Annotated in this window: 20 protein-coding genes and 1 tRNA gene; 18 read left to right on the top strand and 3 right to left on the bottom strand. The window is 64.6% G+C overall.

Going from position 1 to position 24,047, the window contains the following annotated elements; translation table 11 throughout:
• The first annotated feature begins 101 nt into the window (after positions 1 to 101).
• The 4 genes from BQ7471_RS06240 to BQ7471_RS06225 all read left to right on the top strand — a co-directional run bounded on the left by BQ7471_RS06240 (position 102) and on the right by BQ7471_RS06225 (position 8,685).
• Positions 102 to 593 carry a hypothetical protein gene (locus tag BQ7471_RS06240; RefSeq protein ID WP_076465007.1) on the top strand — a complete coding sequence of 164 codons (492 nt, stop codon included), beginning with the start codon at positions 102 to 104 and terminating at the stop codon, positions 591 to 593.
• On the top strand, positions 593 to 2,233 hold the full coding sequence (locus tag BQ7471_RS06235) for a DNA polymerase Y family protein (protein WP_076465006.1): 1,641 nt from the start codon (positions 593 to 595) through the stop codon (positions 2,231 to 2,233). Before BQ7471_RS06240 ends, BQ7471_RS06235 begins: the two co-directional genes overlap by 1 nt.
• Before the next feature lie 4 nt (positions 2,234 to 2,237).
• A complete protein-coding gene (locus BQ7471_RS06230; protein WP_076465004.1) occupies positions 2,238 to 5,384 on the top strand; it encodes a DEAD/DEAH box helicase in 3,147 nt (1,048 codons plus the stop codon).
• Positions 5,385 to 5,448: 64 nt separating this feature from the next.
• Positions 5,449 to 8,685 carry an error-prone DNA polymerase gene (locus BQ7471_RS06225; protein ID WP_076465002.1) on the top strand — a complete coding sequence of 1,079 codons (3,237 nt, stop codon included), beginning with the start codon at positions 5,449 to 5,451 and terminating at the stop codon, positions 8,683 to 8,685.
• 20 nt (positions 8,686 to 8,705) lie between these two features.
• On the opposite strand, the gene BQ7471_RS06220 is transcribed toward BQ7471_RS06225, so the two are convergent.
• A complete protein-coding gene (locus tag BQ7471_RS06220; RefSeq protein WP_076465001.1) occupies positions 8,706 to 9,359 on the bottom strand; it encodes an HAD hydrolase-like protein in 654 nt (217 codons plus the stop codon).
• A 220-nt stretch (positions 9,360 to 9,579) separates the two neighbouring features.
• Between BQ7471_RS06220 and BQ7471_RS06215 the strand changes: the two genes are divergently transcribed.
• The 6 genes from BQ7471_RS06215 (at position 9,580) to BQ7471_RS06190 (ending at position 13,599) form a co-directional block, all read left to right on the top strand.
• Positions 9,580 to 10,098: a MarR family winged helix-turn-helix transcriptional regulator gene (locus BQ7471_RS06215; protein ID WP_083663287.1), complete on the top strand. Its 519-nt coding sequence runs from the start codon at positions 9,580 to 9,582 to the stop codon at positions 10,096 to 10,098.
• Positions 10,099 to 10,244: 146 nt separating this feature from the next.
• A tRNA-Leu gene (locus BQ7471_RS06210) sits at positions 10,245 to 10,330 on the top strand.
• 59 nt (positions 10,331 to 10,389) lie between these two features.
• Positions 10,390 to 11,076, top strand: a complete 687-nt coding sequence (locus tag BQ7471_RS06205; protein WP_076464999.1) for a DsbA family oxidoreductase — start codon at positions 10,390 to 10,392, stop codon at positions 11,074 to 11,076.
• Entirely contained in the window at positions 11,073 to 12,113 is a 1,041-nt protein-coding gene (locus BQ7471_RS06200) for a GNAT family N-acetyltransferase (protein ID WP_076464998.1), read from the top strand. The genes BQ7471_RS06205 and BQ7471_RS06200 overlap by 4 nt, the downstream gene beginning before the upstream one ends.
• A gap of 73 nt (positions 12,114 to 12,186) precedes the next feature.
• A complete protein-coding gene (locus tag BQ7471_RS06195) occupies positions 12,187 to 13,284 on the top strand; it encodes an FAD-dependent oxidoreductase (protein ID WP_076464996.1) in 1,098 nt (365 codons plus the stop codon).
• A 33-nt stretch (positions 13,285 to 13,317) separates the two neighbouring features.
• The gene (locus tag BQ7471_RS06190; RefSeq protein WP_076464995.1) at positions 13,318 to 13,599 is read left to right on the top strand and encodes a DNA primase; all 282 of its coding nucleotides are present in this window, start codon (positions 13,318 to 13,320) and stop codon (positions 13,597 to 13,599) included.
• A gap of 86 nt (positions 13,600 to 13,685) precedes the next feature.
• Here the strand turns inward: BQ7471_RS06190 and BQ7471_RS06185 are convergent, their stop codons facing one another.
• A complete protein-coding gene (locus tag BQ7471_RS06185; RefSeq protein ID WP_076464993.1) occupies positions 13,686 to 14,624 on the bottom strand; it encodes an aldo/keto reductase in 939 nt (312 codons plus the stop codon).
• A gap of 85 nt (positions 14,625 to 14,709) precedes the next feature.
• Between BQ7471_RS06185 and BQ7471_RS06180 the strand changes: the two genes are divergently transcribed.
• The gene (locus BQ7471_RS06180) at positions 14,710 to 15,564 is read left to right on the top strand and encodes an undecaprenyl-diphosphate phosphatase (RefSeq protein ID WP_076464992.1); all 855 of its coding nucleotides are present in this window, start codon (positions 14,710 to 14,712) and stop codon (positions 15,562 to 15,564) included.
• A gap of 9 nt (positions 15,565 to 15,573) precedes the next feature.
• Here BQ7471_RS06180 and BQ7471_RS06175 read toward each other — a convergent pair whose 3' ends face one another.
• A complete protein-coding gene (locus tag BQ7471_RS06175) occupies positions 15,574 to 16,443 on the bottom strand; it encodes a RecB family exonuclease (protein WP_076464990.1) in 870 nt (289 codons plus the stop codon).
• Between the two features lie 80 nt (positions 16,444 to 16,523).
• Between BQ7471_RS06175 and BQ7471_RS06170 the strand changes: the two genes are divergently transcribed.
• The 7 genes from BQ7471_RS06170 to hisF all read left to right on the top strand — a co-directional run bounded on the left by BQ7471_RS06170 (position 16,524) and on the right by hisF (position 24,040).
• A complete protein-coding gene (locus BQ7471_RS06170) occupies positions 16,524 to 17,567 on the top strand; it encodes a tRNA (adenine-N1)-methyltransferase (protein ID WP_076464989.1) in 1,044 nt (347 codons plus the stop codon).
• Entirely contained in the window at positions 17,560 to 19,110 is a 1,551-nt protein-coding gene (gene arc, locus BQ7471_RS06165; protein WP_076464987.1) for a proteasome ATPase, read from the top strand. The genes BQ7471_RS06170 and arc overlap by 8 nt, the downstream gene beginning before the upstream one ends.
• Before the next feature lie 3 nt (positions 19,111 to 19,113).
• Positions 19,114 to 20,631, top strand: a complete 1,518-nt coding sequence (dop, locus tag BQ7471_RS06160) for a depupylase/deamidase Dop (RefSeq protein WP_076464986.1) — start codon at positions 19,114 to 19,116, stop codon at positions 20,629 to 20,631.
• A gap of 32 nt (positions 20,632 to 20,663) precedes the next feature.
• Entirely contained in the window at positions 20,664 to 20,846 is a 183-nt protein-coding gene (locus BQ7471_RS06155; protein WP_076464984.1) for a ubiquitin-like protein Pup, read from the top strand.
• A gap of 1 nt (position 20,847) precedes the next feature.
• Complete coding sequence (gene pafA / locus BQ7471_RS06150) at positions 20,848 to 22,236, top strand: Pup--protein ligase (RefSeq protein WP_076464983.1); 1,389 nt, start codon at positions 20,848 to 20,850, stop codon at positions 22,234 to 22,236.
• A complete protein-coding gene (locus tag BQ7471_RS06145) occupies positions 22,233 to 23,204 on the top strand; it encodes an FKBP-type peptidyl-prolyl cis-trans isomerase (RefSeq protein WP_076464981.1) in 972 nt (323 codons plus the stop codon). The genes pafA and BQ7471_RS06145 overlap by 4 nt, the downstream gene beginning before the upstream one ends.
• Before the next feature lie 62 nt (positions 23,205 to 23,266).
• The gene (gene hisF / locus BQ7471_RS06140; RefSeq protein ID WP_076464979.1) at positions 23,267 to 24,040 is read left to right on the top strand and encodes an imidazole glycerol phosphate synthase subunit HisF; all 774 of its coding nucleotides are present in this window, start codon (positions 23,267 to 23,269) and stop codon (positions 24,038 to 24,040) included.
• The last annotated feature ends 7 nt before the right edge of the window (positions 24,041 to 24,047 follow it).

Raw genomic sequence — 24,047 nt, 5'->3', positions numbered from 1 at the left:
GTTCTCCCCTCCAGTGTGCTCTTCTCGGGCGGATCTCGGGTGCGGACGCATCTGCCTGTCGAACCCTCTACACTATCGAACAGGTGTTCGAAGGAGAGGGAATGGTGGAGAAAGATCCCGCCGCGCAGCGACTCGCGCACGCTCGCCTCGTACTCGCCGCGGCAGAGGAGAATGTCGGCCTGGCGAGTCGCACCCTCATCGGTGACGGGCGTACCGGTGCATCAGGGGGCGCCTTCCACATCTCCCCCGACAGGGCAGAGCTCATGGCGGCCGCGATTGAGGGCCTGCCCGCGTGCGGGTGGGCGGGATTCGTCGGTCTGCGCGATATCGGCTGGGAGGCGGCCCACGAGCGCGGCCTCGACCTGTCGCACACCTTGATCGTGGAAGAGCCCGGAAGTCACGCCGCTCAGATCTGCGCCCTACTCCTCGAAACCCTCGACCTCGTCTGCGTCGAATCGACGCTCATCACCCCCACCCAACAGCGCCGATTAAGCGTCAGGGCCCATATGCACCGCCACACCCTGATCACCACTGTTCCTTGGCCCGGTATCTCGCATCCCTGGCGCAGCGCGCGACTCATCCGGGCAGTCTGATGAGACTCCTCGTTCTGTGGATCCCCGATTGGCCGGTGACCTGTCACGCCGTCGACCTTCCACCCGGAAGCGCGGGAGCCGTCGTCGGTCGCGACCGCATCGAGTATGCGACTGTGCGTGCCCGTAGAGCCGGGGTGCGATCGGGAATGAAAGAGGCGGTGGCCCGATACCTCTGCCCAGAACTCATCTGCCTCCCCTACGACCCCGACCGCGAGGGGAGGGCCTTCAACACCGTCCTCGACGCATTCGAGTCCGTCGCCGCCAAGGTGAGTTGCCTGCGTCCGGGACTCGCCTGGGCCCCCGCAGCACCGGTCTCGCGATGGAACGGTGGAGAGGAGGCCGCCGCCCGCACCGTCGTCGAAGCGATCACCGACACTATCGGAGTCGAATGCTTCACAGGCATCGCGTCGGGCCCTCTCGTCGGCGTCGAGGCCGCGCGCCGCGGACTCGTCATCCCCGCTAAGGACACCGCCCTCTTCCTCGCCGATCTCCCCATCGGCAGCGCTCGACCCCTACTTCCCTCGCGCTTGCAAGAAGAAGCGGGGAGGGTCATCGAGATCCTCGCAACACTGGGAATCACAACCTGCGCAGACCTCACGCATCTGGGGTATGCCCCCTTCTATGCCCGGTTCGGAGCCGTCGCTCAACCACTGTGGGACCTGTGTAATGGGCTTGATGTCTACGTGCCCGCACGTGAGCGCGCGCATGAGGATCAATCGGTGGAGGTTCTTTTTGACGAGGGCGCCTTCTCACTCGACCAGATCCTTCTGCCCGTGAGAAGACGGGTGATCGAGCTCGCCGAAGTGCTCGCCGCCAAGGGACTGCATTCCGATTCCGTGAGGGTCGTCATCGAATTGACGAACTCAGACGTGAGGCAGCGGACATGGAACGGGATCAGTGACGAGGCCGTCGACGAGATCGTTGATCGCGTGAGATGGCAGTTTTCGGGCTGGCTCGATGCACGAGTGAGCGCCGACAGAGCCGTTTGCCGCATCATCATCACAGCCCTCCAGCCCTATCGCCGCCCAGGGGCCGCAGTCCTATGGGGCCCCAGCGATTCGCGCGAGCGCGTTGAGCGCACAGTCCACCGCATTGACGCCATCCTCGGTTACGAGGCCGTGACGATTCCACATCTTCAAGGGGGATTCGATCCCCGCTCGCGGATATGTCGCCTGCCCTGGAATGATGAGGGCGCCCCCCTCGTGCCGATCGGCGGGGAATGGGAGGGCTCACTTAGGCGCGCGCCCGCCGTCCTCCTTGATCATCCGATTCGCGTCGATGTGCTGAGCGGCGGTGGCCTCGTGCGCCCCGTCACGGTGACCGACAGGGGATCGATCGACGCGCTGCCCCGGTCTATCCGCATCCGCGAGGAGCCACCCGCGCACGTCGGCATACTCCAAGGGCTCTTCTCCTCTTCAGCGGATAGGGGGCGTCGGGCAGATATCGAGATGACGGCGGGCCCCTGGGCGATCATCGGCAGGTGGTGGGAAGAAGGGAGCGCAAGCCGGGCCTACCTCACGGCGAGAATCGACGGGGGAGGTGAGATCCTCCTCGTGTGGAGGGCTGGATCCTGGTGGATCGAGGGAGTCTACTCCTGTGACTCGACCGCCGCGCGCAGATGGCCGACCGGAATAGACTGAAGGGATGCGTATTCCTCAGGCCCTTGTACTCCTCCTCGCGCGCATCGACGACCATGACCTGATGACCCGCGTCGGACCGGCGGCCTGGGCGAAAGGGGTGAGCGCCTGGAACAACGGGAGAGTCCTCGATCTCGAATACGACTCCGACTCCGTGCTCATCGGGCGCGTCAGGGACTCGGGTCTGACCTATAGGACCCGCGTGAAGCTCACCGGGGGCGCATGGGACATGACCTGCGCCTGCACCGTCGGACGTGATTGCTTCCACTGCATTGCGACCCTCCTCGCAGCCAGGGAGCGCACCCGCGACTCCCAGGCGGACTCGCCCGCTCAGTGGCGCTGCGACCTCGTCCGCCTCATTGGAGAATCCGATGGACATGGGGAGCCCCTCGCCCTCCTCATCGACGCGCACGACGTTGCAGCGCCCCTGTGGATGACGCCGCTGCGCCGTGGAGTCACAGTGGCCTGGACTGCGAAGCGGGCGAGCTGGCCCGACCTCGTCTCCACGCAATGGGAGTCCGTCACTGACGGGCTCAATCCCACGCACGTCGCACTCATTCGCGAAGGCTACCGCCTCTCCCGCGACACATCGACATGGCAATCGCGCAACGAGGTATCCCTCGACTCCCTGGGACGCGAGGCCTGGGCATGGCTGACGCGCCTCAACCATGCAGGCGTCACCCTCATCGCCTCACTCAACCCGTATACGCCGCTGATCCTCGACTCGTCGACCTGGGATCTCGACCTCGATGCGCGCTACGACGGCGGGGAACTCACACTCGCACCGATTGCGCGCAACGGCTCTGACCTCATCACCCTTCCGCGCATCAATGCGCCTACGCGCCTGCTCATCGCCGACGGCGGGACGCGCATCGCCGCGCTATCCGGCTCCTCCCTCATCGACGCGATTCCCTCGAAGGGCCTCGTCATCCCGGGGGAGGACATCGCTGAATTCACCGCCTCCTTCCTGCCGCGGCTGCGCCGCCAGTTCATCGTCGTCTCCTCTGATCAATCGGTCGACTTCGAGGAAGAGCCGCCGGCGCGACTCATCGCGACGGTGCGCCCCGAGGCGCGAGGAGGCGTCGTCGTCAGGTGGTGGGCCGAATACGACTACTCGGGGACCGTGTCGAGGATCCCGCTGGCCCGGGCGCTCAACACCCCGGGCATTGCGGCAATCGTGGCGCGCATCAACGCCCTCGGCGTATCACGCGCCCCCGCTGGCCTGTGGTCTCCGGGCCCCTCCGATCAGCGGATGCCGACGTGGAAGGCCCCCCGATTCCTTAACGAGGTCGTGGCCCGCGTCGAAGACCCCGACCTCGTCTGGGATGTGTCGGAGGACGTCGCGTCGATCAGCGTTGACCCCGATGGGATGAGGATCGGCATACGCATGAGTTCCGCTGAGTGCGACTGGTTTGATCTCGAGGCGCGCATCGAGCTGGCGGGGGTCGAAGTGGCGATCGCGGATGTCCTTGAGGCGCTCTCGCGCGGCGAGGAGTACCTCGAGATCGATGGACGGTGGGTGCATCTTCGTGGGGACGCGGTCCGCCGCCTGAAAGAACTCCTGGACGAGGTGCGCCTCCTGACGGGCGGGACGACACCGCGCCTAGCGCCCGTTCATGCGGGATTGTGGGAACAGATCGAGGACATTGCCGACGATATCGAGGCGCCGCGCATGTGGCGCGACCGCATCCGTGCGCTGACCGACGCAGACATGGGCGGCCTCGGGGTCTCCAATGCCTGCCGGGCGGTCCTGCGCCCCTACCAGGAACTGGGGCATCGGTGGCTCACCGAGCGCGCCCGGGCCGGACTGGGCGGCATCCTCGCCGACGATATGGGCCTGGGCAAGACGCTGCAGATCCTCTCCGCCGTCGCCGCCCTCAAAGAGAATCCGCCCGGTGATCCGGATTCGCAGACGAGCGGCGCCCCTGTCCTCGTCGTCGCCCCGACATCAGTGCTCAGCACATGGAAGCGGGAAGCCGACAGGTTCTTCCCCGACCTCGGAATCGTCGTAATACCGCAGACGCGCAGGCGGCGCGATCACGATGTCTCTCAGCTCGCACTCGGAGCAGATATCGTCGTCACGTCGTACACGATTCTGCGTAATGACGCCGAGGAATGGGCGGCGACCCCCTTCTCGGGACTCATCATCGACGAAGCGCAGGCCGCGAAGAATCCGAATACTGCGACGCACCGGGCCCTGCGATCGGTGAACACCCCCTGGGCATTCGCAGTGACCGGCACCCCGGTGGAGAACTCCCTATCCGACCTGTGGGCGATCCTCGCATTGACGACGCCCGGTCTGCTGCCGACGTGGAGGGTTTTCAACGAGGCGATCCGCCGCCCCATCGAGAACGACGGTGATGAGGAGGCTCTCGCCCGCCTGCGAAGGCTTGTCGCCCCCTTCATGCTGCGCCGTTCGAAGGAAGAGGTCGCCCGCGATCTTCCCGACAAGGTGGAGTCGCTCGTCGGCATCGATCTGGGGGAGGAGCACCGGTGGATTTACGACCAATTCCTCATGCGCGAGAGGGCCGCGATCCTCACCCTCATGGACGACTACCCGAACCATCGGATCGACATCCTCGCGTCGATCACGCGCCTGCGCCAATTGGCCCTCGATCCCGCCCTCGTCGAAGAGGCCCACGCTCATGTGGGCTCTGCGAAGACGGAGTACCTGGCCGATCAACTCGCCGAGATCATCCCCCGTGGGCACAGAGTCCTCGTCTTCAGCCAATTCACCTCCTTCCTCGCGAGGATCCGCGAGGCCCTCGAGCGCCGCGGATTGAAGGGGATCGTTCAACTCGACGGATCGACGACGAATAGGGACGGCGTCATCGACAGCTTCACATCGGGGGAGTGCCCGATCTTCCTCATTTCGCTCAAGGCCGGAGGTGTCGGTCTGACGCTGACAGAGGCGGATTACGTGTACCTCATGGATCCGTGGTGGAATCCTGCTGCGGAGGCGCAGGCCGTGGACCGCGCGCACCGCATCGGGCAGACGAAGAAGGTGAATGTCTATCGCCTCGTCGCCAATGGGACGGTCGAGGAGAAGGTCGTGGCCCTGCAGGAGAAGAAACGGCAATTGGTCACTACGGTGATCGAGGGCGGCGCGGGTCGCGCCCTCGATCTCGATGACCTGCGAGCGCTGCTCGACTGAATGACTGGGTGATCGCCCGCCGCACTGGACGGGATAGCGGGTGAGGCACATAATAATCGAACAAATGTTCGATTATTATGAGGTGGTGACACCCATCGCCGGAGCGACCGCCTACGCAGAATTGCACGCCCACTCCGCCTTCACCCTCCTCGATGGGGCGGATCAGCCCGCCGACCTCGTCGTCGCCGCCGCAGACCTCGGGCTCGACGCCCTTGCCGTCCTCGACGTCGACGGCATGCACTCGACGGTGCAGACGACCGTCGCGGGACGATCGCGGGGCATGCCTATCGTGCACGGCGCAGAACTCACCCTCTCGAGACACGCCCTCCTCTTCCTCGCAGATGACACGACCCGCCCGGGCTGGGGGCTCGCGCAGGGCGCGGAGGACCCCGGGATCCGCCTCCCGATCCTCGCCGCATCCCCGGCCGGATATGAGGCCCTTTGCCACGCGATGAGCTCCCACGCCCTGTCGAGACCGGGGCGGCGCAGCGCCGCCCACACCCTCGAGGCCCTCGCCGATGAATGCGGGGACTGGCTCGTCATGACGGGAACCGCCCGCGGAATCGTGCGCAGAGCGCTTGACGCAGGGGGGATCGACCTCGCTAGGAGGGCCCGCGACGGGCTCATTGATGCCTTCGGGGAGGACCACCTCGTCATTGAAAGCGCCCTCGGCCCTGCGGATCCCCCAGAACTCGCCGATGCCCTCTGCCTCCTCGCAGATGAGAGGAGCTTGCCGCTCATCGCCACTGGAGCGGTGCGATGTGCAACACCACGCTCCCACGCCGTCGGGGACGTCCTCGCAGCGACCCGCCTGGGAGTGAGCCTCACCGAGGCGGAACCCCATTCATCCGCGCTGCGCAGCTTCTTACGCGCCGGCGCTGAAATGCTCCAGATCCATTCGCGCCACCCCCGCGCCGTCGCCGCGAGCGCCGAAATCGCCCGCGAGACCGCATTCGACCTCAGACTCTTAGCGCCCGGGTTGCCCACAACACGCGTTCCCGATGGGCACACCCCCGGCTCATGGCTCACAGAACTCGCTCACCGGGGCGCTCGAGAGCGCTACGGGAGCCGAGAGGAGCATCCGCGCGCCTGGGAGACCATCGACCGCGAGCTCGACATCATCTGCACCCTCGATTTCCCCGGATACTTCCTCATCGTCAAGGAGATCGTCGATTTCTGCCAGGAGCGGGGGATACTCTGCCAGGGTCGTGGATCTGCGGCGAACTCTGCCGTTTGCTTCAGCCTGGGCATCACCGCCGTCGACGCGGTCAGACACCGTCTTCTCTTCGAACGCTTCTTATCGACGAACAGATCAGGCCCGCCCGATATCGATATCGACATCGAGGCGGGGCGCCGGGAAGAAGTCATCCAACATGTCTACGAGCGCTATGGGCGCGAGTGCGCGGCCCAGGTTGCCACCGTCATCACCTACCGCCCCCGCTCGGCGATCCGGGACGCCGCCCGCGCACTCGGATACGACTCCGCCACTGCTGCGGCATGGACGAAGGGGAGAGGGGGGAATCAGCGCGATGAGATCCCCGCGCTCGTGGGGAGCGTTGCGAACTCGCTGGTCCGTCTTCCCCGGCATATGGGGATCCACTCAGGGGGGATGGTGCTGACCCGCCGCCCCGTCTCCAGGATCTGCCCCGTCGTGTGGGCGGCGAAGGAGGGGCGCTCTGTTGTGCAATGGGACAAAGACGATTGCGCGGATGCGGGGCTTGTGAAATTCGATCTCCTCGGATTGGGGATGCTGACCGCTCTGCGCATCGCTTTCGACGAACTCGTGCTCGAGGGGGAACGGGGACGCAACTCGAAGCCCCTCGGGTTGCACAACCTCCCACAAGAGGATCCGCGCGTCTACGATCTCCTCAGTGCAGCGGACACCGTCGGAGTCTTCCAAGTCGAATCCCGCGCGCAGATGAATACCCTCCCGCGCATGGCCCCGCGATGCTTCTACGACATCGTCGTCGAGGTGGCCCTTATCAGGCCGGGTCCCATTCAAGGACATGCGGTCAACCCTTACCTGCGACGCCGACGGGGCCGAGAAGAGGTGACCTATCTGCATCCGCTGATGAAACCGGCCCTGGAGAAGACTCTCGGGGTCCCCCTCTTCCAGGAGCAGCTCATGCAGATCGCGATTGACGTCGCGGGCTTTACCCCTGCTCAGGCCGATCAGCTGCGCCGGGCCATGGGATCGAAGAGGTCCATCGATCGAATGGAGGAGCTGCGCCCGGCGTTCATGGCCGGAATGGAGGAACGCGGCGTCGGCCCGAAGGAGCGTCAACAGATATTCGAGCAGCTCAGAGGGTTTGCGGACTTCGGATTCCCCGAGTCCCACGCCTTTTCCTTCGCGCATATCGTCTATGCCTCCGCCTGGCTCAAAGTCCACCACCCGGAGCACTTCTATGCGGCGATCCTCGCGGCCCAGCCCATGGGTTTCTGTTCCCCAGCGTCACTGATCCACGATGCGCGCCGCCACGGAGTCGCGGTTGCGGGCCCGGATGTGTCTTCATCATTAGCCGACGCCTCAGTGGAAGAGGCTGAGGGCTCGGAGGAGGCCCCTCGCGCGAGCGGTGTCTCACTCGATGTGAATCCCCGCTTGAGGGTGCGCCTCGGATTGAAGCAGATTCGCGGCCTCGGGGAGGCGGTCCCGCGCATCGTCGCAGCCCGAGCCGATGGCCCTTTTCGATCCCTTGACGATTTGGCCGTGAGGGCGGAGCTGTCCGCATCGCAGCTTGAAAGATTGGCCAAATCCGGTGCTCTGGCCTCCCTTCGCATCGGGCGCAGACAGGGCCTGTGGGCGGCGGGCGCGATCGGGCAAGAGGACTGGGGCCAGCCTTTTCTGCCGGGGCTGCAACTCGCTCCCGAGACGCCGCAATTGCCGGTGATGACGGATATCGACATTCTGAAGGCGGACTACGAGGCATCGGGGGCGTCGGTATCTGCTCACCCCATGGAGTTCCTCCGCGCGAATCTTCGCACTCGGGGGGTTAGGGCTGTGGGGGAGATCGGCGGGGAGGAGGCCGGGCGGATCGTTTCAGTCGCCGGGATCATTACCCATCGTCAGCGCCCTCCCGCCGCCGGGGGGACGACATTCCTCTCCCTCGAGGACGAGACCGGACTCATCAATGTCAGCTGCTCGCGCGGGATGTGGGATGCCAATGGGAGAGTCGCCCTCGAATCGCAGGCGGTGGAGATGCGCGGAAGAGTCGAGTACTGCGACGGGGCCGTCAATATCGTCGGCTATTGGATGAGGCCGCTGCGCCTCCCCGTCGGTGTGAGCTCGCGAGACTTTCGCTGAATGCTGCGTCTGCAGGTGTTTCAGCCTGCGACGAGACGGCGGAGCTCGTGCGGGGCGTCGACGACGCGGACACAGGAATCGAGGTCTCCGGGGAATGAATACCCCCACGTCACGCCGATCACCTCGATTCCGGCTTCTGCTCCGCCCTGGACGTCCCAGATCGAATCGCCGACTAATACGGGGCGGGAGACATCGTGTCCGAGCGCTTCGAGCTGGGCGAGCGCATCAGCGATGACCGTCGCCTTCGTCGACCCCGGACCGGGGGTCGCCCCGGCGACGACATCGAAGCAGGGGAGGAGCCCCAGATGGTCGAGCTGCTCGCGCGCCATGTACAGCTGTTTCGATGTTGCAGTCGCCAAGGGCACCGAGTTGGCGTGCAGGCCGTGGAGAAGCTCGCCGATACCGGGAAAGGGGAGGGGCTCGAGGAAAGAGCGGTGGTAGATCCGCCGGTAGGTCTCGACGAGTTCGGTCAGGAGATCGCCCTCGTACCCCAGGTCTGAAAAGGACCACCACAGCGGCGGGCCGACGTAGCGGCGCAGGCGATCATCTGTCGGGCAGGGTTCGCCGATGGAGACGAGGGCCTCTTTGAACGCCCTCGTCACCTGGGGTGCAGAATCGACCAGCGTCCCGTCGACATCGAAAAGAATGCAGGTCCATTCACCGGTGGAAGACACGTGTCATGCCGCCTCTCGCATATATCTGGAATTGATGTCATGATCTCATCCCCCTGTCAGCGGTCGAAGCCGGGCAGGCAATGGAGATGAGGTGCACATCCTCCACCTTCCATTCGACATTCGTACAAAACTGTCTGATAGATGATTCGATAACTATCGTATGATGATTACTGTGTATTCTTCCTTTTTAAGAATCAACCGACGACGGCTGTGAGACATAATGGCGTCCGATAATGCGAACCAGGCAGAAACTGTGGCTCCCGTCAATCGTGAACAGATGATTGCGCGCGCCTGGAAAGGGTTCTTCGATACCTCGGGAAGAGTCAACGGAATCCTCGAAAAACAGCTCAAGCACAACTTCGGGCTGTCCTTGTCCGACTACAACATCCTCCTGTCGCTGTGGGAGGCTCCCAGTCATACCCAGCGCATGGGGGAGATCGCTGAGCGCGTCGTATTCTCGCCATCGCGGGTGACATACCTCATCACGAATCTCGTGCGGGATGGACTCGTTGAAAAAGTCCCCTCTCAATTCGACCGCAGAGGCTTCGAAGCATGCCTGACACCACAGGGGGAGAAGGCGATCCAGGCGGCGACGCAACTCCATCAGACGATCATCCGCCAGTACCTCCTCGACGACATGTCAGATGAGGAGATCGACCAGCTCGTCTCCGTCTTCGCCACCCTCGAGTCCCGCACGCGGGTGAATACTGAGGCCCTCGTCGACTCCTCCTTCTTGTGACCCACACGCGGATTCGCGCGCCCTCAAACGCCGAGTCCGTGGGCGCATCTGGTCGAGGGCATTCGATTTGGTGCGCACCAGTGCACTCGTGCTACAGTCTTCCTCGTTCGACGCGAGCGGAATCGTTCGACGGGAACGAGTCACCTGCGCGGGTGGCGGAATAGGCAGACGCGCTAGCTTGAGGTGCTAGTCCTCGCTTCAGAGGGTGGGGGTTCAAGTCCCCCTCCGCGCACAAGGGAAACCCCGGAGCTTGTCGGCTCCGGGGTTTTGTCATAGAGGAAGGGCCGGGTCATGCATATCGACGTGTGGAGCGATGTCGCCTGCCCGTGGTGCTACCTCGGCCTGCGGCATCTGCGCTCCGCCCTCGCAGCCTTCGACCACCGCGACGAAATCGAGGTGAGCCTGCACGCTTACTTCCTTGACCCCGAACTCGACGAGGTGCTCGACGACGCGCCACGGCGCGTCTACCTCATCGAAGAAGCGGGGATGACCCTCGACGAGGCGGTGACCGCCGATGAAAGGCTCATTGCTCTGGGGAGCCAAGAAGGAGTCGCCTTCGACTTCGATCACGCAATCGTCGCGCCAACATCGAACGCCCACCGCGTCATCGCCGCCGCCCACGAATTCGACCTCGAATGCGACACGGTCACCGGAGCCGATACGACTCAGCTCAGGGTCGCCGAGGCCCTCGGGCGCGCCTACTTCGAAACGGGGTTCGACGTGTCAGACCCGGATGTGTGCATCGGCTGTGCGCAGAACATCGGGATGCCTGTCGAACAGGCAGTCGCCGCTCTTGCCGATGAGCGATGGGCGGCCCAGGTCTTCTCCGATTATCAGATCGGCATCCAGATGGGCATCGACCTCGTCCCCACCTATCTCTTCGACCGCCGACTCGTCGTCCAGAACCATCAGAGCCTCACTGCGATGGGGAACATCCTCGCAGGAGCCTGGAGCGCCACCGCGAAGGAGCCCTCATGAGCACCGAACCCTTCACAGTCGAGGGCGAGCGCATCGCCCTCATTCCCGTCGGCCCCGAGCACGCCGTCGACGTTTATGAGATCCTTCAAGATCCTGCGATTTCGAAGACGACGACCATCCCCTTCCCCTACTCGATGGAGATGGCGCAACAGTGGACCGGAGCCTCTGAGGGTAATTGGCGCTCGGGGAGCCCCGACTGGGCCATCATCGACCGACAGGACGGGAGAATGGTCGCTGCGATCAGCCTCACTGCGCTCAATCGCAAGGCCGGGTGCTTCGAGATCGGCTATTGGACGGCTACGAAGCGCTGGGGTGAGGGGCTGATGAGCGAGGCCGTCCGCCTCGCCGCCTCAACCGCCTTCGAGCGTCTCGGCGCAACGCGGATCGAATGGTACGCCCACGTGGGCAATTGGGGGTCGTGGAAGCCTGTGTGGCGTTGCGGATTCAGGCGCGAGGGCATCGAAAGGCGTTTCGACGAGGGCGATATGTGGAAGGCGGGACTCGTCAAGAGCGACCCCATGGAACCCGCGACCCCGTGGGACGGGCCGTGTGCCGGACACGGCCCCGCCCTCGACCCCTCGAAGCCGCAGGCCCTTGTCGAGCAATTCCACCGGACCTACTCGATGCCGATCCGCCTGGGTGGGGCCGCCGCTCCGACGATCGACTATGAGCGGCTCGATATGAGGATGTCGCTCATCGGCGAAGAGTTCTCCGAGCTGATGGGTGCCGTCTACGGTGCTCACGCCCGCCACATCATTGAAAGCGCGATTGTGCAGGCGGTCGCTCAGGACGATCGGACGCGCGACATCGTGGAGACCGCCGACGCTCTCGCCGATCTCGTCTATGTGATCTACGGCATGGCGATCGAGTCCGGGATCGACCTGGATCGGGTCCTGGCGGAGGTTCAGGCGTCGAATCTGTCCAAGCTCATGCCTGACGGCACCGTCAGGCTCCGCGAGGACGGCAAGGTGCTCAAGGGACCGGACTTCTTCGCGCCGAATGTCCGGCGCGCACTCGGTATGGGATCCGACACCTGAAGCTTGACGAGTGTGCCGCGCGCGACGGGCGCGTCTTTGACACAATAGGCGCATCACCTCGAAGGAGAAGAATGTGACTCGTGTTGTTGTCATTGGCGGCGGTTACGGCGGTGTGACTGTCGCCAAGGGGCTCGACCCCATTGCCGATGTTGTTCTCGTGGAGCAGAAGGACCAATTCGTCCACCATGCTGCGGCGCTTCGCGCGGCCGTTGACGAAGTGTGGGAGCAGGCAATCTTCATGCCCTACTCCAACCTCCTCACCCGGGGGCAACACGTTCAAGGTACCGTCGCACGAGTCGATGGGACCACCGTCCACGTGTACGGGCGCGACCCCATTGACGCGGATTACGTGGTCCTGGCGACCGGATCGACGTACCCCTTCCCGGCCAAATACTCCTCCTCGAAGTCCCTCGTCTCCAAGGCGCGCCTCGAACAGCTCCACGAGAATCTGCGCGGCGCCCGCTCGGCGATGATCGTCGGAGGCGGGACAGTTGGTCTCGAATTGACAGGCGAGCTCGCTCATGCCTTCCCCGACCTCGATATCACGATCGTTGAGAAGGGCGACACGCTGTTGGCGTCGCCGTCCTATGCGGAGGAATTGCGCGAGGAGATCGCTTCGCAGCTCGACGAACTCGGCATTCGCGTCGTCACCGGTTCGGAGCTCGCCTTCCTGCCGCCGCAGAACGTCGGCGAACTCGGCCACTTCCAGGTCACGACGATGAACGGCGAGGAGATCGAAGGCGACATCTGGTTCCAGTGCTACGGCACCCGCGCCAATTCGGGCTATCTCGCCGGTACCGAATATGAGCCGATGCTGCATCCGGATGGGACGATCCGAGTCGACTCCACCCAACAGGTGACGGGCTTCGAAACGACCTACGCGGTCGGCGATGTAACGGATGTGCGCGAATCGAAGCGCGCCGACGCCGCCCGCCAGCAGGCGCGCGTCGTCATTGCGAATATCTCCGCCCAGATCGCGGGACAGGCCCCGAGTGCTGTGTACGAGCCGACCAAGGAATGGGTGGTCCTCCCGCTGGGGCCGAATATGGGAGCCTCACAACTCGTCGACTCTGAGGGTGTCACCCGCATCGTCGGCGCGGACCAGACCCGGGAGATCAAGGGCGCCGACCTGATGGTCTCTGTTATCCGGTCGCAACTCAATCTGCCGTGATGGTGTCGCTCGCATCACGCTAAGATCACTGTCATGACACACGACCCGCGTCACGCCCTTGAGCGTCTCATCTCAGCCTTCGAAGAGCACTATGTCATCGCCCGGCAGGGGGAGGACGCCGATGAGGAGTCGCTGGAGCACGCTGAAGAGCGTCTGCGAGACGCCTTCTTCACCTACGACGACGAGCTGTTCACCCAGTTCGGCGTCGAGCTCCCTTTCGACATGTTTGTCGATGACATGGACGACGACGAGGACGAGTTTGATGAGGATGACGACGACGGCGATGATGACGATTTCATTGACGTTGATGATTGATCGTCGACTGTGAGACCGTGTGCGGGGGCCGACTCAGTCGGCCCCCGCACTGTGTCAACGATGCGAAAGCCGATCGGGCGCCCCGATCAACGGACTGCGACCTCGTCGAGCACCTGGCGGATCGGATCGGGCAGCGGCGCACCCGTGTCGAGGAGCTGCTCCAACTGACGCAGCGAGCGCGGACCGATGATCGTCGCGGAGACGTCCGCGTGGTCGCGCACCCAGGACAGGGCGATATCCATCGGCGTGCGGTCGAGGCCCTGCGCCGCTCGGACGACTGCTTCGAGAATCCCCGCGTAGTCGTCGGTGAAAAAGGGCAACACCGTCGCCACCATGTGCGGCGATGCGGCACGTGAATCCGGGGGAGTCGAATGCCTGTACTTCCCCGTGAGAACCCCACCCGCCAGCGGTGAATGAGCGAGGATCCCGACGCCCCGTTCATGCAACTTCTCCCGGTAAGTGGCGGACTGGGCCGCAGATAAGAGTGACATCTCGATTTCGGCGGCTGCAGGCGTCGGCCCGCCTGTGAGGAACTCTCGCGTCAGGGCGACGGCACTCTCCCACATCGGCCAATGTGATAGTCCGATGTACAGGGCCCGGCCGGACCGGTGAGCCGCTTCAAGGGTATTGAGGGTCTCTTCAAGGGGCACCGAGGGGTCGTATTCGGCGAGCCACAGGTCGACGTAGTCGGTGCCGAGGCGGGCGAGGGAGTCATCGAGAGAGCGGAGCATGTCTCCGCGCGCGCCCGTCGAAGTCCACGATCCGGTCGGCTCTCGGCGGGAGGCGCCCCGCCAGGCGAGGACGACCCGATGGCGTCCGATGCGTTCGAGGGCGGAGCCGATGACATCGGGGGCCCTGCCGTCGCCGTGAAGCGGAGAGCCCTCGACGAGTGTGCCGCCGACATCGACGAATGCGGTGAGCATGTCGCTCGCTTCAACTGGATCTGTGTCCCTGCCCCATGTCAGGGTTCCCAGGCCCAGATCGGAGACCCGCAATCCACTGGAACCGCATTGGCGCTGCTGCATGCCCACAGCCTAGCCCCGTGCCGTCGCGCATGACATATGGCACTCCGATGGTGACTCGGGCGTGCTTGCCCGTACAGTGGCAGGCATGACGTGGTTTGATGCGATTCTTCTCGGTCTGCTCCAGGGGCTCACGGAGTTCCTCCCGATCTCTTCCTCCGCACACCTGAGGATCTTCGGCGAACTCTTCGGAACATCCGACCCGGGTGCGGCTTTCACCGCTATCACCCAGATCGGCACCGAGTCCGCAGTTGTCATCGTGTTCTGGCGGGATATTGTGAGGATCATCAGCCGCTGGGCGAGATCCCTTCCTTTCATCACGGGCCCCGCACGGGTAGAGTCCTCGGATCCTGATGCGCGCATGGGGTGGATGATCATCGTCGGCTCACTGCCGATCGCAATCCTCGGACTCGCGCTTGAAGACTGGATCGATACGACATTCAGGAACCTGTGGGTGACTGTCGTGATGCTCGCAGTGTTCGCCATCCTCCTTGGAATTGCAGATCACTATGCGCGCCAAGAACGCACCCTTGACCGGATGACGTGGAAGGATGCGATCCTCTACGGTTTCGCTCAGGCCGCCGCGCTGATCCCCGGGGTGTCGCGCTCTGGCGGGACCATCACCATGGGGCGCGCGCTCGGCTATACGCGCGAGGCGGCCGCCCGCTATTCCTTCCTCCTCGCGATGCCCGCAGTGTTCGCGTCCGGCTTCTACAAGGTGTACAAGGTGTTCTCGGGCGGCGACCACATCTACGTCGGCCCGACGATTGCGGCGACCATCATCGCATTCCTCGTCGGCTGGGCGGTCATCATCTGGTTCCTCAAGCTCGTGTCCACGAAGTCCTACAGGCCCTTCGTGTGGTACCGGATCGCCTTGGCCGTGGTCGTTGCCGCTCTTCTCGCAACAGGCGTCCTCACCGCGACCTCCACCGTCTCAGTCTGATCAGCCCGCTCAGCCGACCCGCGTCGATAACAGCCACTCGAAGCCGCCTTCGGGCGGGGCGGGGGTCTGCCCGTCGAAGAGCGGGCACATCGATTGGACGCCGCACCAATTGCACAGGGGGTTGCGCCGGGGTTCGAATGAACCGCGACGGGCGTCGGCCTCGATGCGCTCCCACAGCCCAGTGATTTGATCGGAGAAACGGTCGATGTCATCGGGGGTAGGATCGAAGGTGAGGACCCGTCCCGCTTTGAGGTAGAGCAGCTGCGTGCGCGCGGGCAGCCTTGATGTCAAGGACAGCAAAAGGGCGTAGAAGCGCATCTGGAAAAGCGCCTCGTCCTGGAATCGCGGCGACGGGGCCTTGCCCGTCTTATAGTCGACGACCCGCAACGCTCCTGAAGGGGCTGCATCGATGCGGTCGATGAAACCGCGCAGCCGGATGCCGTCGGGGGTGATGGCGTCGATGAGTTCCTCGCGTGCGGCGGGGGAGAGCCATTGGGGGTCCTCAATGGCGAAGTACGAGGTGACGACGTTTCGCGCGGAGGACAGCCACGAGTCAGTGTCAGCGCGATCGGAGAACAGGTCGAGAACCTGTGGATTGTCCCGGAGGGTGCGCGTCCAATGGTCGTCGAGGAGGGCGAATGCGGCCTGCGGTGTGCGTTGGGCAGCGTCGAGGTCGAAGAGGTGCTCGAGGACGGAGTGGACGAGGGTGCCCAGCGCGGTCGCCCGCGTGGGCGGTTCTCGAATGCGATCGACGACGTGAAGCCGGTATTGCAGGGGGCAGCGCTCGTATTCCTTTGCACGCGAGGCGGATAGGGCGGGCGCCTTGCGCCCGCGGGCGCTGCTGGCCGAGATTGGGGCATCGGTCGGTTGGGGGTTCATGGGTCAACGCTAGCGCGCACCTGTGTCGTCTGCGGATCATCCATAGGCCGGCGAGCCGGGCGCGATAGAATGCGGAGACGATGAGCACTAGTGATAACTCCGCGTCTCCTCCCGCCCCGATCGGCCAACAGAATAGGCGGGGGCCATTCGCCGAGGGCGATCGAGTCCAGGTCCGGGATCCGAAGGGCCGCTTCCACCAGATCATTCTGGTCCGTGGAGGCCGCTTCCAGTCGAATCGGGGCCAGTTCGAACACGACGACATCATCGGCAAGCCCGATGGTCAGATCATTACGACCGACGAGGGGCGCCAGTTCCAGATCCTGCGCCCCCTCATGGTCGACTACGTCATGTCGATGCCGCGCGGCGCCGCCGTCGTCTATCCCAAGGATGCGGGCGTCATCACACATATGGGCGATGTCTTCCCCGGAGCGACCGTCGTCGAAGCGGGTGCCGGATCCGGTGCGCTGTCGATGGCGCTGCTCAATGCGGTCGGACCCAATGGGCGCCTCATCTCCGTTGAAAGGCGCGAAGAATTCGCCGATATCGCGCGCGCGAATGTCGAGCTGTGGTTCGGCGCCCCCCATCCCGCCTGGGATCTGCGCGTCGGAGACCTCGACGACGTGCTCGCCTCCCTCGAAGAGGGCAGCGTTGACCGCATCATCCTCGATATGCTCGCCCCCTGGGAGAACATTGATGGGGTGTGCCACTCCCTCGTCCCCGGCGGAGTCCTCGTCTGCTATGTCGCAACAGTCACCCAGCTGTCCCGCCTCATCGAGGACCTGCGCGGAGCCGACTGCTTTACCGACCCCATCGCCTGGGAGGACATGCGCCGCGAGTGGCACGTTGATGGGCTCGCCGTCAGGCCCGAGCACCGCATGGTCGCCCACACGGGTTTCCTCGTGATGGCGCGCAGACTCGCCCCCGGCATCGCCTCCCAAGAACGATCGACGAGACCCGCGAAGTCATCGGAGGGGCTCGGCGGACAGTGGGATGACGAGGACGACTGGAACGAGCGCGCCGTCGGGGTGCGCACGGCCTCCGAAAAGAAGCTTCGCAAGGTTCGCCGCGATGCGACGACGACAGCCGACACTTGGGTAGAAGGCAGAGGAGACGGCGATGAATGATGAGACGCAACAGCCGCGCCTTGAAGAGATGCAGCGCCTCGTCATCTCACTCGAGGAGAAGAATGAGAGGCTGTCGAAGGCGTTGACGCAGGTGCGCGGCCAGGTTGTGAAGATGCAGGCGCAGTTGCACGAGGTCACTCGTCCTCCGCAGACGCTCGCCATGTTCATCCGCGCCGACGTCTCCATGCGCCAGATCGAAGCCGTCGTCAACGGTCGGCGCATGCGCCTCGCCGTCTCACCCGACCTCAACCTCAATGCCCTGTCCTATGGGCAGTGGGTCCGCATCGACGACTCATTCGTGGCCGTCGCCCCCGACAGGTTCCCCAGAACGGGCTCCATCGCATCGATTCTTGAACTTGTTGGAGACGACCGGGTCCTCATCACGGGCGAGGCTGGACAAGAGCACCTCCTCACGCTTGCGGGCCCCCTGCGTCACGGGAACCTGCGCCCCGGGGACTCACTCATGGTGGACCTGCGTTCCGGAGTCGCCATCGAGAGGATCGTCCGCTCCGATGTCGAACAGCTCTTGACCCCCCAGACGCCCGACACGACCTACGCCGATATCGGCGGCCTCGACTCGCAGATCCAGCAGGTCCGCGACACCATCGAGTTGCCCTTCAAGCATCCCGAGCTCTACCGCGCCTACGGGCTGCGCCCGCCCAAGGGGATCCTCTTGTACGGTCCTCCCGGATCGGGCAAGACACTCATCGCCAAGGCGGTTGCGAACTCCCTGTCTCGCAAGGGGAGTGGCACGAAAACGTACTTCCTGTCGATCAAGGGCCCCGAGCTGCTTAACAAGTTCGTCGGCGAGACCGAGCGCCAGATCCGCGCGATCTTCGCCCGCGCTCGCTCGCTGGCCGCGGGGGATGTCCCGGTCGTCATCTTCTTCGACGAGATGGAAGCCCTGTTTCGCACCCGCGGTACCGGCGTGTCCAGCGATGTCGAGACGATGATCGTCCCCCAACTCCTCGCCGAAATGGACGGCGTGGAAACCCTCGACAATGTGGTCATCATCGGCGCATCCAACCGCGCCGACATGATCGATCCCGCCGTTCTGCGTCCCGGGCGCCTCGACGTGCGCATCCGCGTCGAGCGCCCCGATCGTGAGGGGGCCCGTGACATTTTCACGAAGTACCTGACGGTGGATGTGCCCGTCCATGAGCAGACGGAACGCGAATCGGTGGGCTCTGCAGGAGCGATCGATGCCATGATCGATGCCGCCGTGGACCGGCTCTTCACCGAGAACGAGTCAACGGCCCTCTTCGACGCGACCTTCGCATCGGGCAAGACCCGCCGCATCCACCTCGCCGATATCGTGTCGGGCGCGATGATTGCGGGCATTGTCGAGAGGGCGAAGAAGCAGGCGATCAAAGCCTCTTTGACGACCGGCGAATACGGCCTCACTCTCGACCATGTCCTTGAAGGAGTCGACGAGGAGATGCGTGAGTCGATCGAATTGGCGGCGACCTCCTCGCCCGACGACTGGGCGCGCACCATCGGATTGCGCGAAGAAATCGTGGCGATCAAGCCGCTGGAGGCATAGCGCATGAGAGTCATCGGAACCGAAACCGAATACGGTATCTACCGCCCGGGCGACCCCTGGGCGAATCCGGTCGCCCTGTCGACGCAGGCGGTGCGCCACTACGCCGACATGTCGAGGGCTGCGACCCCGACCCGCGACCAGCTGCCTGTCAGGTGGGACTACACGGCGGAGGATCCGCTCAATGATCTGCGGGGCATGCGCATGGCGCGTGCCGCCGCCGACCCCTCCCTCCTCACCGATGATCCCTACCACCTTGCCCCATCGGGAGGATCGGAGCGCATATCGCGACCCACCCCTGAAGAACTCGCCCTCCCGGCGGCGACGGCCGCGGTGCTGACGAATGGGGCGCGCCTCTACGTCGACCACGCGCACCCGGAGTATTCGGCCCCGGAGACCCTCGGCGCCCTCGACGCGACGCTGTGGGACAGGGCGGGCGAAGTCATCGCCCGGCGGATCATGGAGGCTGCGGCGAGCAGCGGGGAGGGCGGCATCGTCCTCGTCAAGAACAACACCGACGGTAAGGGCGCGGCCTATGGCACGCACGAGAACTACCAGATGCGCCGCGACGTCGACCTCGACGACATCATCCGCGGACTCACGCCCTTCCTCGTGACCCGTCCCGTCATCTGTGGCGCCGGACGCGTCGGCATCGGGCAGAAATCGCAGATCCCCGGCTTCCAGATGTCCCAGCGCGCCGACTTCGTCGAGAACGAGGTCGGTTTGGAAACGACCTTCAACCGTCCCATTATTAATACCCGCGACGAGCCCCACGCGAACCCCGCCAGGTTCCGCCGCCTCCACGTCATCGGCGGTGACGGCAATATGTTCGACTGCTCGATCCTGCTCAAGATCGGCGCGACCTCGCTGGTGCTGTGGGCGATCGAACAGGGGATCGGGCTCGAGTGGGATGCGCTGCGCATGGACGACCCCGTGCAGGAGACCTGGAATGTCAGCCACCACCCCGACCTCGACCACAAGATCCAGACCGACGGGGGAGGCTCCTACACGGCCGCGGAATTCCAACAGGTCTACCTCGATCTCGTGCTCGCCGCCTACGAGCGTTCGGGACTAGAGCCCGATGAGGTCGACCGGCTCGTTCTCGACATGTGGCAAGACGTCCTCGACCGCATGCGCGCCGACCTCTTCTCCGTCGCAGCCGAGGTCGAATGGGTCGCGAAGTACCAGCTGCTGTCGCGCCAAAAAGAACGCGCGGGCCTTGAATGGTCCGATCCGCGTCTGGTTGCGATGGACCTGCAGTGGGCGGATCTGCGCCCCGATCATTCACTCGCCCTCGCATTGGGTGGGGCTGGGAGGATCAGACGGCTCTTCACCGACGAGCAGGTGGAGGAGGCAGCGGATAAAGCGCCGACGAATACGCGCGCCCACGCGAGAGGCATGGCCGTCGCCCAGCGCCCGGACCTCGTCAAAGCCTCGTGGACGTCGATCGTCATCGACCCCGGTCACGGCGATCTCATCCGCTATCCCATTGCCGACGCACTCGACACGCGCCCCGTTTCGTGAAAGCCTACGGGCCGACGCATCAGGAGGAACTCATGGATATCACACAGCTCTTCGCCCCGTCGGGCGACGATGACGACGTCGAATCGCGCGACGAGGCGGGACAGGTACAGGCCAGGGCGCAGTCCCTCGACGATCTGCTCGACGAGATCGACACGGTCCTCGAAACGAACGCCGAGTCCTTCGTCCGGGGCTTCGTCCAGAAGGGCGGCCAGTGAGGTGAGGCGCCGCGTCGTCGGAATTGAAACCGAATACGGGCTGATGGCGGCGACCGATTCGGGTTCCGCCTCCTCGATGGATGCCGAACACGCCGCGCGTCAACTCTTCGACCCCCTCGTGCGGCGGGGCAGATCCTCGAACCTGTTCCTGAGAAACGGCGGTCGCCTCTATCTCGATGTCGGCGCGCACCCCGAATACGCGACCGCTGAATGCGACCGCCTCGAAGACCTCCTCGCGCAGGACCGCGCCGGATCGGTGATCCTCGCCGAGTTGGCGGTCGAAGCGGATCGTTCCTTCGCCCAGATCGGTGCTCCCGACCGCCTCCACCTCTTCCGCAATAACCTCGACTCGCGGGGCAACTCCTGTGGGTGCCACGAGAATTACCTGCTCCACCGGCGCCGCGACTTTAGGCAAGTTGCCGACGCTCTGCTGTCCTTCTTCATCACGCGGCAGATCCTCGTCGGCAATGGGTGGATCCGCAAGGGAGCGGGGGGAGCGGCGCTGTGCTTCTCTCAGCGCGCCGAACAAATGTGGGACGGGATCTCATCTGCGACCACGAGGACGCGCCCCATTATCAATACCCGTGACGAACCCCTCGCGGATTCGGCTTCCTACCGGCGCATGCACGTCATCGTCGGCGATACGAATGTCGCAGAGCCGACTACCGCGTTGAAAATCGGCATGACGCAGATGCTCCTGCAGGCCCTCGAGGACGGCATCCATATCGGTGATCTCACTCTCGTCGACCCGATGAGCGCTATCCGCGAGATCAACAAGGACCTGACGGGGACGGTGGAGGTCGATTTGGCCGATGGGAGGACGATGACCCCGGTGGCGATCCAAAGGGAGATCAGATCCCGCGTACTCGCCGCCATCGACGAGTCCGAACTCGACGACATCCACCGCTACGTCGCAGACTTGTGGGAGCGCGGGCTTGATGCGATCGAATCGGGTGACTGGTCGTCGATCGAGACCGAACTCGACATCGCCATCAAGAAAACGCTGTTCGAACGCTATATGGCGAAGACCGGCGCTTCATTGGCGGACCCCAGGACCGCCAGGCTCGAATTGTCCTATCACGACATCACTGCCGCCGGATTGGCTCCGCGCCTGGAGGAGGCGGGCATCATGAAGCGCCTGACCTCACTCGGGGATGTGGAGCGTGCACTCACCCGCGCTCCCGCGTCAACGCGCGCGCATCTGAGGGGCCGCATCATTGCGGCCGCCGAGGACGCCCGCGCGGATCTCACTGTCGACTGGGTCCACGTCCGCCTCGACGACCAATCCACCGCGCCCTTGTCCCTCAACGACCCCCTCGCCTTCGAGGACCCCCGGGTCGATGAGCTCATTGAGAGAATCCAGCGCCAGTCCCCGGTCCTTCCCGCATGAGCCACCACGCGCGCGCCCGCACGGTGCGGAGGATCGGCGGTCAGCGGATTGCCGCCTGGATCGGCGCGGCCGTGGTGCTGATCGCCCTCATCGCGGGGATCCTCATCTGGTCCCCGTGGTCCGCCGACACTCCAGACGCCACCCCCGGGCAGGTCACGGGGGCCCTCGATTCGGTCGCGGTTTCCGGGCGCGTCGGGGCGACCCCCGTCGTTGATATTGAGCGCGACTTGGAGGTCAACTCCCTCAAGGCCAGGGCCGTCGAGGTCGGCGAGGGCCGCACGATCACCGAGGGCTCCCCGGTGCTGTTGTCCATCACGACCTTCGATGGGACGACGGGGGAGAATCTGTCGCCCGATGGAAGGCCCGACCTGGTTGTGGGGACTGCGACTGAGGAGCGCCTCGGCTCTGGCCTCGCCCAGATCGTCATCGGACACACCGAGGGGACCCGGCTGCTGGCCCTCCATCCTGTCGACACGGCGTCGGCGAAGACACGGATCGAAGTCAATGTGGTCGACATCCTCGGGACGATCGCCTACGGAGCCGAGGAAGCCGATGCCGATTCGGGCGCACTCCATGTGGCGATGCGAGACGAGGGTCCGGTCATCACTCACGCGCAGGAAGTCCCCGGAGGTTTGACGACTCAGACCCTCATCAAGGGAGATGGCGTGCAATTGCGCGACGGCGATCAGATCGTCGCCCAATTCACCGTCGTCGGATGGACCGACGGCGTCGTCAGGTCATCGACGTGGCAGACCGGTATGCCCGAACTCATCGTCTTGTCTGATGCAATGGTGGGCCTGCAAGAGGCACTGGTCGACCAGCGGGTGGGATCTCGCCTGGCGATCTCCATCCCCCCTGATCTGGCAACGGGGGACGACACGCTGTGCGTCGTCATCGACCTGCTCGGAACCGAACCGGGTTCGCGCCAGGGAGCATCCGGGGGCTCTGCGGCCGAGCAGTCGTCCTGAGGCGCATTGCCGCAATCCGGCGTCAAATGACCCCGTGTCCGCACTCGCAGTAGGATTCCGCTATGGCTGTCGCACTGCGCATCATCCCCTGCCTCGACGTCGATGCGGGGCGCGTCGTCAAAGGCGTCAATTTTGAGAATCTCCGCGATGCTGGGGACCCCGTGGAATTGGCGCGCCGCTACGGCGCCGAGGGAGCCGATGAGATCACCTTCCTCGACGTGTCGGCTTCCGCTCAGGGCAGGGCGACGATGCTCGACGTGGTGTCAGCGACCGCGGAACAGGTGTTCGTTCCCCTGACAGTGGGCGGGGGCGTGCGCAGCGTCGACGACGTGGCGCGCCTGCTCGCACGCGGTGCTGATAAGGTCGGCATCAATACCGCTGCGATCGCGGATCCCTCCCTCATCTCGCGGGTCGCCGACCGATTCGGCGACCAGGTCCTCGTCCTCTCCGTCGATGCGCGCCGCTGCACGGGGGATAGGCACACCGAATCGGGCTTCGAGGTGACCACCCACGGTGGAAAGCGCTTCACCGGGATCGATGCCCTCGAATGGGCGACTCGCGCCGAGAGCCTCGGCATCGGCGAGATCCTGTTGAACTCCATGGACGCCGACGGCGTGCGAACCGGTTTCGACATCGACATGCTCACCATGGTCCGAGCAGCGGTCTCCGTACCGCTCATCGCCTCGGGCGGGGCGGGCGCCGCCGCCCACTTCGCCGCCGCCGCCGCGGCCGGCGCGGATGCGATCCTCGCGGCCTCGGTCTTCCACTTCGGCGAGGTCACGATCGCAGAAGTGAAATCCGCCCTCGACGCCGCCGGATACCAGGTCCGCATCTGAACGATCC

The sequence above is a fragment of the Actinomyces mediterranea genome (assembly GCF_900155595.1).
GTDB classification, from domain to species: Bacteria; Actinomycetota; Actinomycetes; order Actinomycetales; family Actinomycetaceae; genus Pauljensenia; species Pauljensenia mediterranea.
Note: the sequence above shows the minus strand (reverse complement) of the source record. Positions and strands in the feature narration are given on the sequence as shown.

Coding starts and splice junctions, on each gene's coding strand:
- BQ7471_RS06205 (WP_076464999.1), top strand. CDS start 10,390: ATGCATATCGACGTGTGGAGCGATGTCGCCTGCCCGTGGTGCTACCTC.
- BQ7471_RS06185 (WP_076464993.1), bottom strand. CDS start 14,624: ATGCAGCAGCGCCAATGCGGTTCCAGTGGATTGCGGGTCTCCGATCTG.
- BQ7471_RS06225 (WP_076465002.1), top strand. CDS start 5,449: ATGTTCGATTATTATGAGGTGGTGACACCCATCGCCGGAGCGACCGCC.
- BQ7471_RS06155 (WP_076464984.1), top strand. CDS start 20,664: ATGGATATCACACAGCTCTTCGCCCCGTCGGGCGACGATGACGACGTC.
- BQ7471_RS06190 (WP_076464995.1), top strand. CDS start 13,318: ATGACACACGACCCGCGTCACGCCCTTGAGCGTCTCATCTCAGCCTTC.
- BQ7471_RS06180 (WP_076464992.1), top strand. CDS start 14,710: ATGACGTGGTTTGATGCGATTCTTCTCGGTCTGCTCCAGGGGCTCACG.
- BQ7471_RS06240 (WP_076465007.1), top strand. CDS start 102: ATGGTGGAGAAAGATCCCGCCGCGCAGCGACTCGCGCACGCTCGCCTC.
- dop (WP_076464986.1), top strand. CDS start 19,114: ATGAGAGTCATCGGAACCGAAACCGAATACGGTATCTACCGCCCGGGC.
- BQ7471_RS06200 (WP_076464998.1), top strand. CDS start 11,073: ATGAGCACCGAACCCTTCACAGTCGAGGGCGAGCGCATCGCCCTCATT.
- BQ7471_RS06215 (WP_083663287.1), top strand. CDS start 9,580: ATGGCGTCCGATAATGCGAACCAGGCAGAAACTGTGGCTCCCGTCAAT.
- BQ7471_RS06230 (WP_076465004.1), top strand. CDS start 2,238: ATGCGTATTCCTCAGGCCCTTGTACTCCTCCTCGCGCGCATCGACGAC.
- arc (WP_076464987.1), top strand. CDS start 17,560: ATGAATGATGAGACGCAACAGCCGCGCCTTGAAGAGATGCAGCGCCTC.
- BQ7471_RS06175 (WP_076464990.1), bottom strand. CDS start 16,443: ATGAACCCCCAACCGACCGATGCCCCAATCTCGGCCAGCAGCGCCCGC.
- BQ7471_RS06145 (WP_076464981.1), top strand. CDS start 22,233: ATGAGCCACCACGCGCGCGCCCGCACGGTGCGGAGGATCGGCGGTCAG.
- hisF (WP_076464979.1), top strand. CDS start 23,267: ATGGCTGTCGCACTGCGCATCATCCCCTGCCTCGACGTCGATGCGGGG.
- BQ7471_RS06170 (WP_076464989.1), top strand. CDS start 16,524: ATGAGCACTAGTGATAACTCCGCGTCTCCTCCCGCCCCGATCGGCCAA.
- BQ7471_RS06235 (WP_076465006.1), top strand. CDS start 593: ATGAGACTCCTCGTTCTGTGGATCCCCGATTGGCCGGTGACCTGTCAC.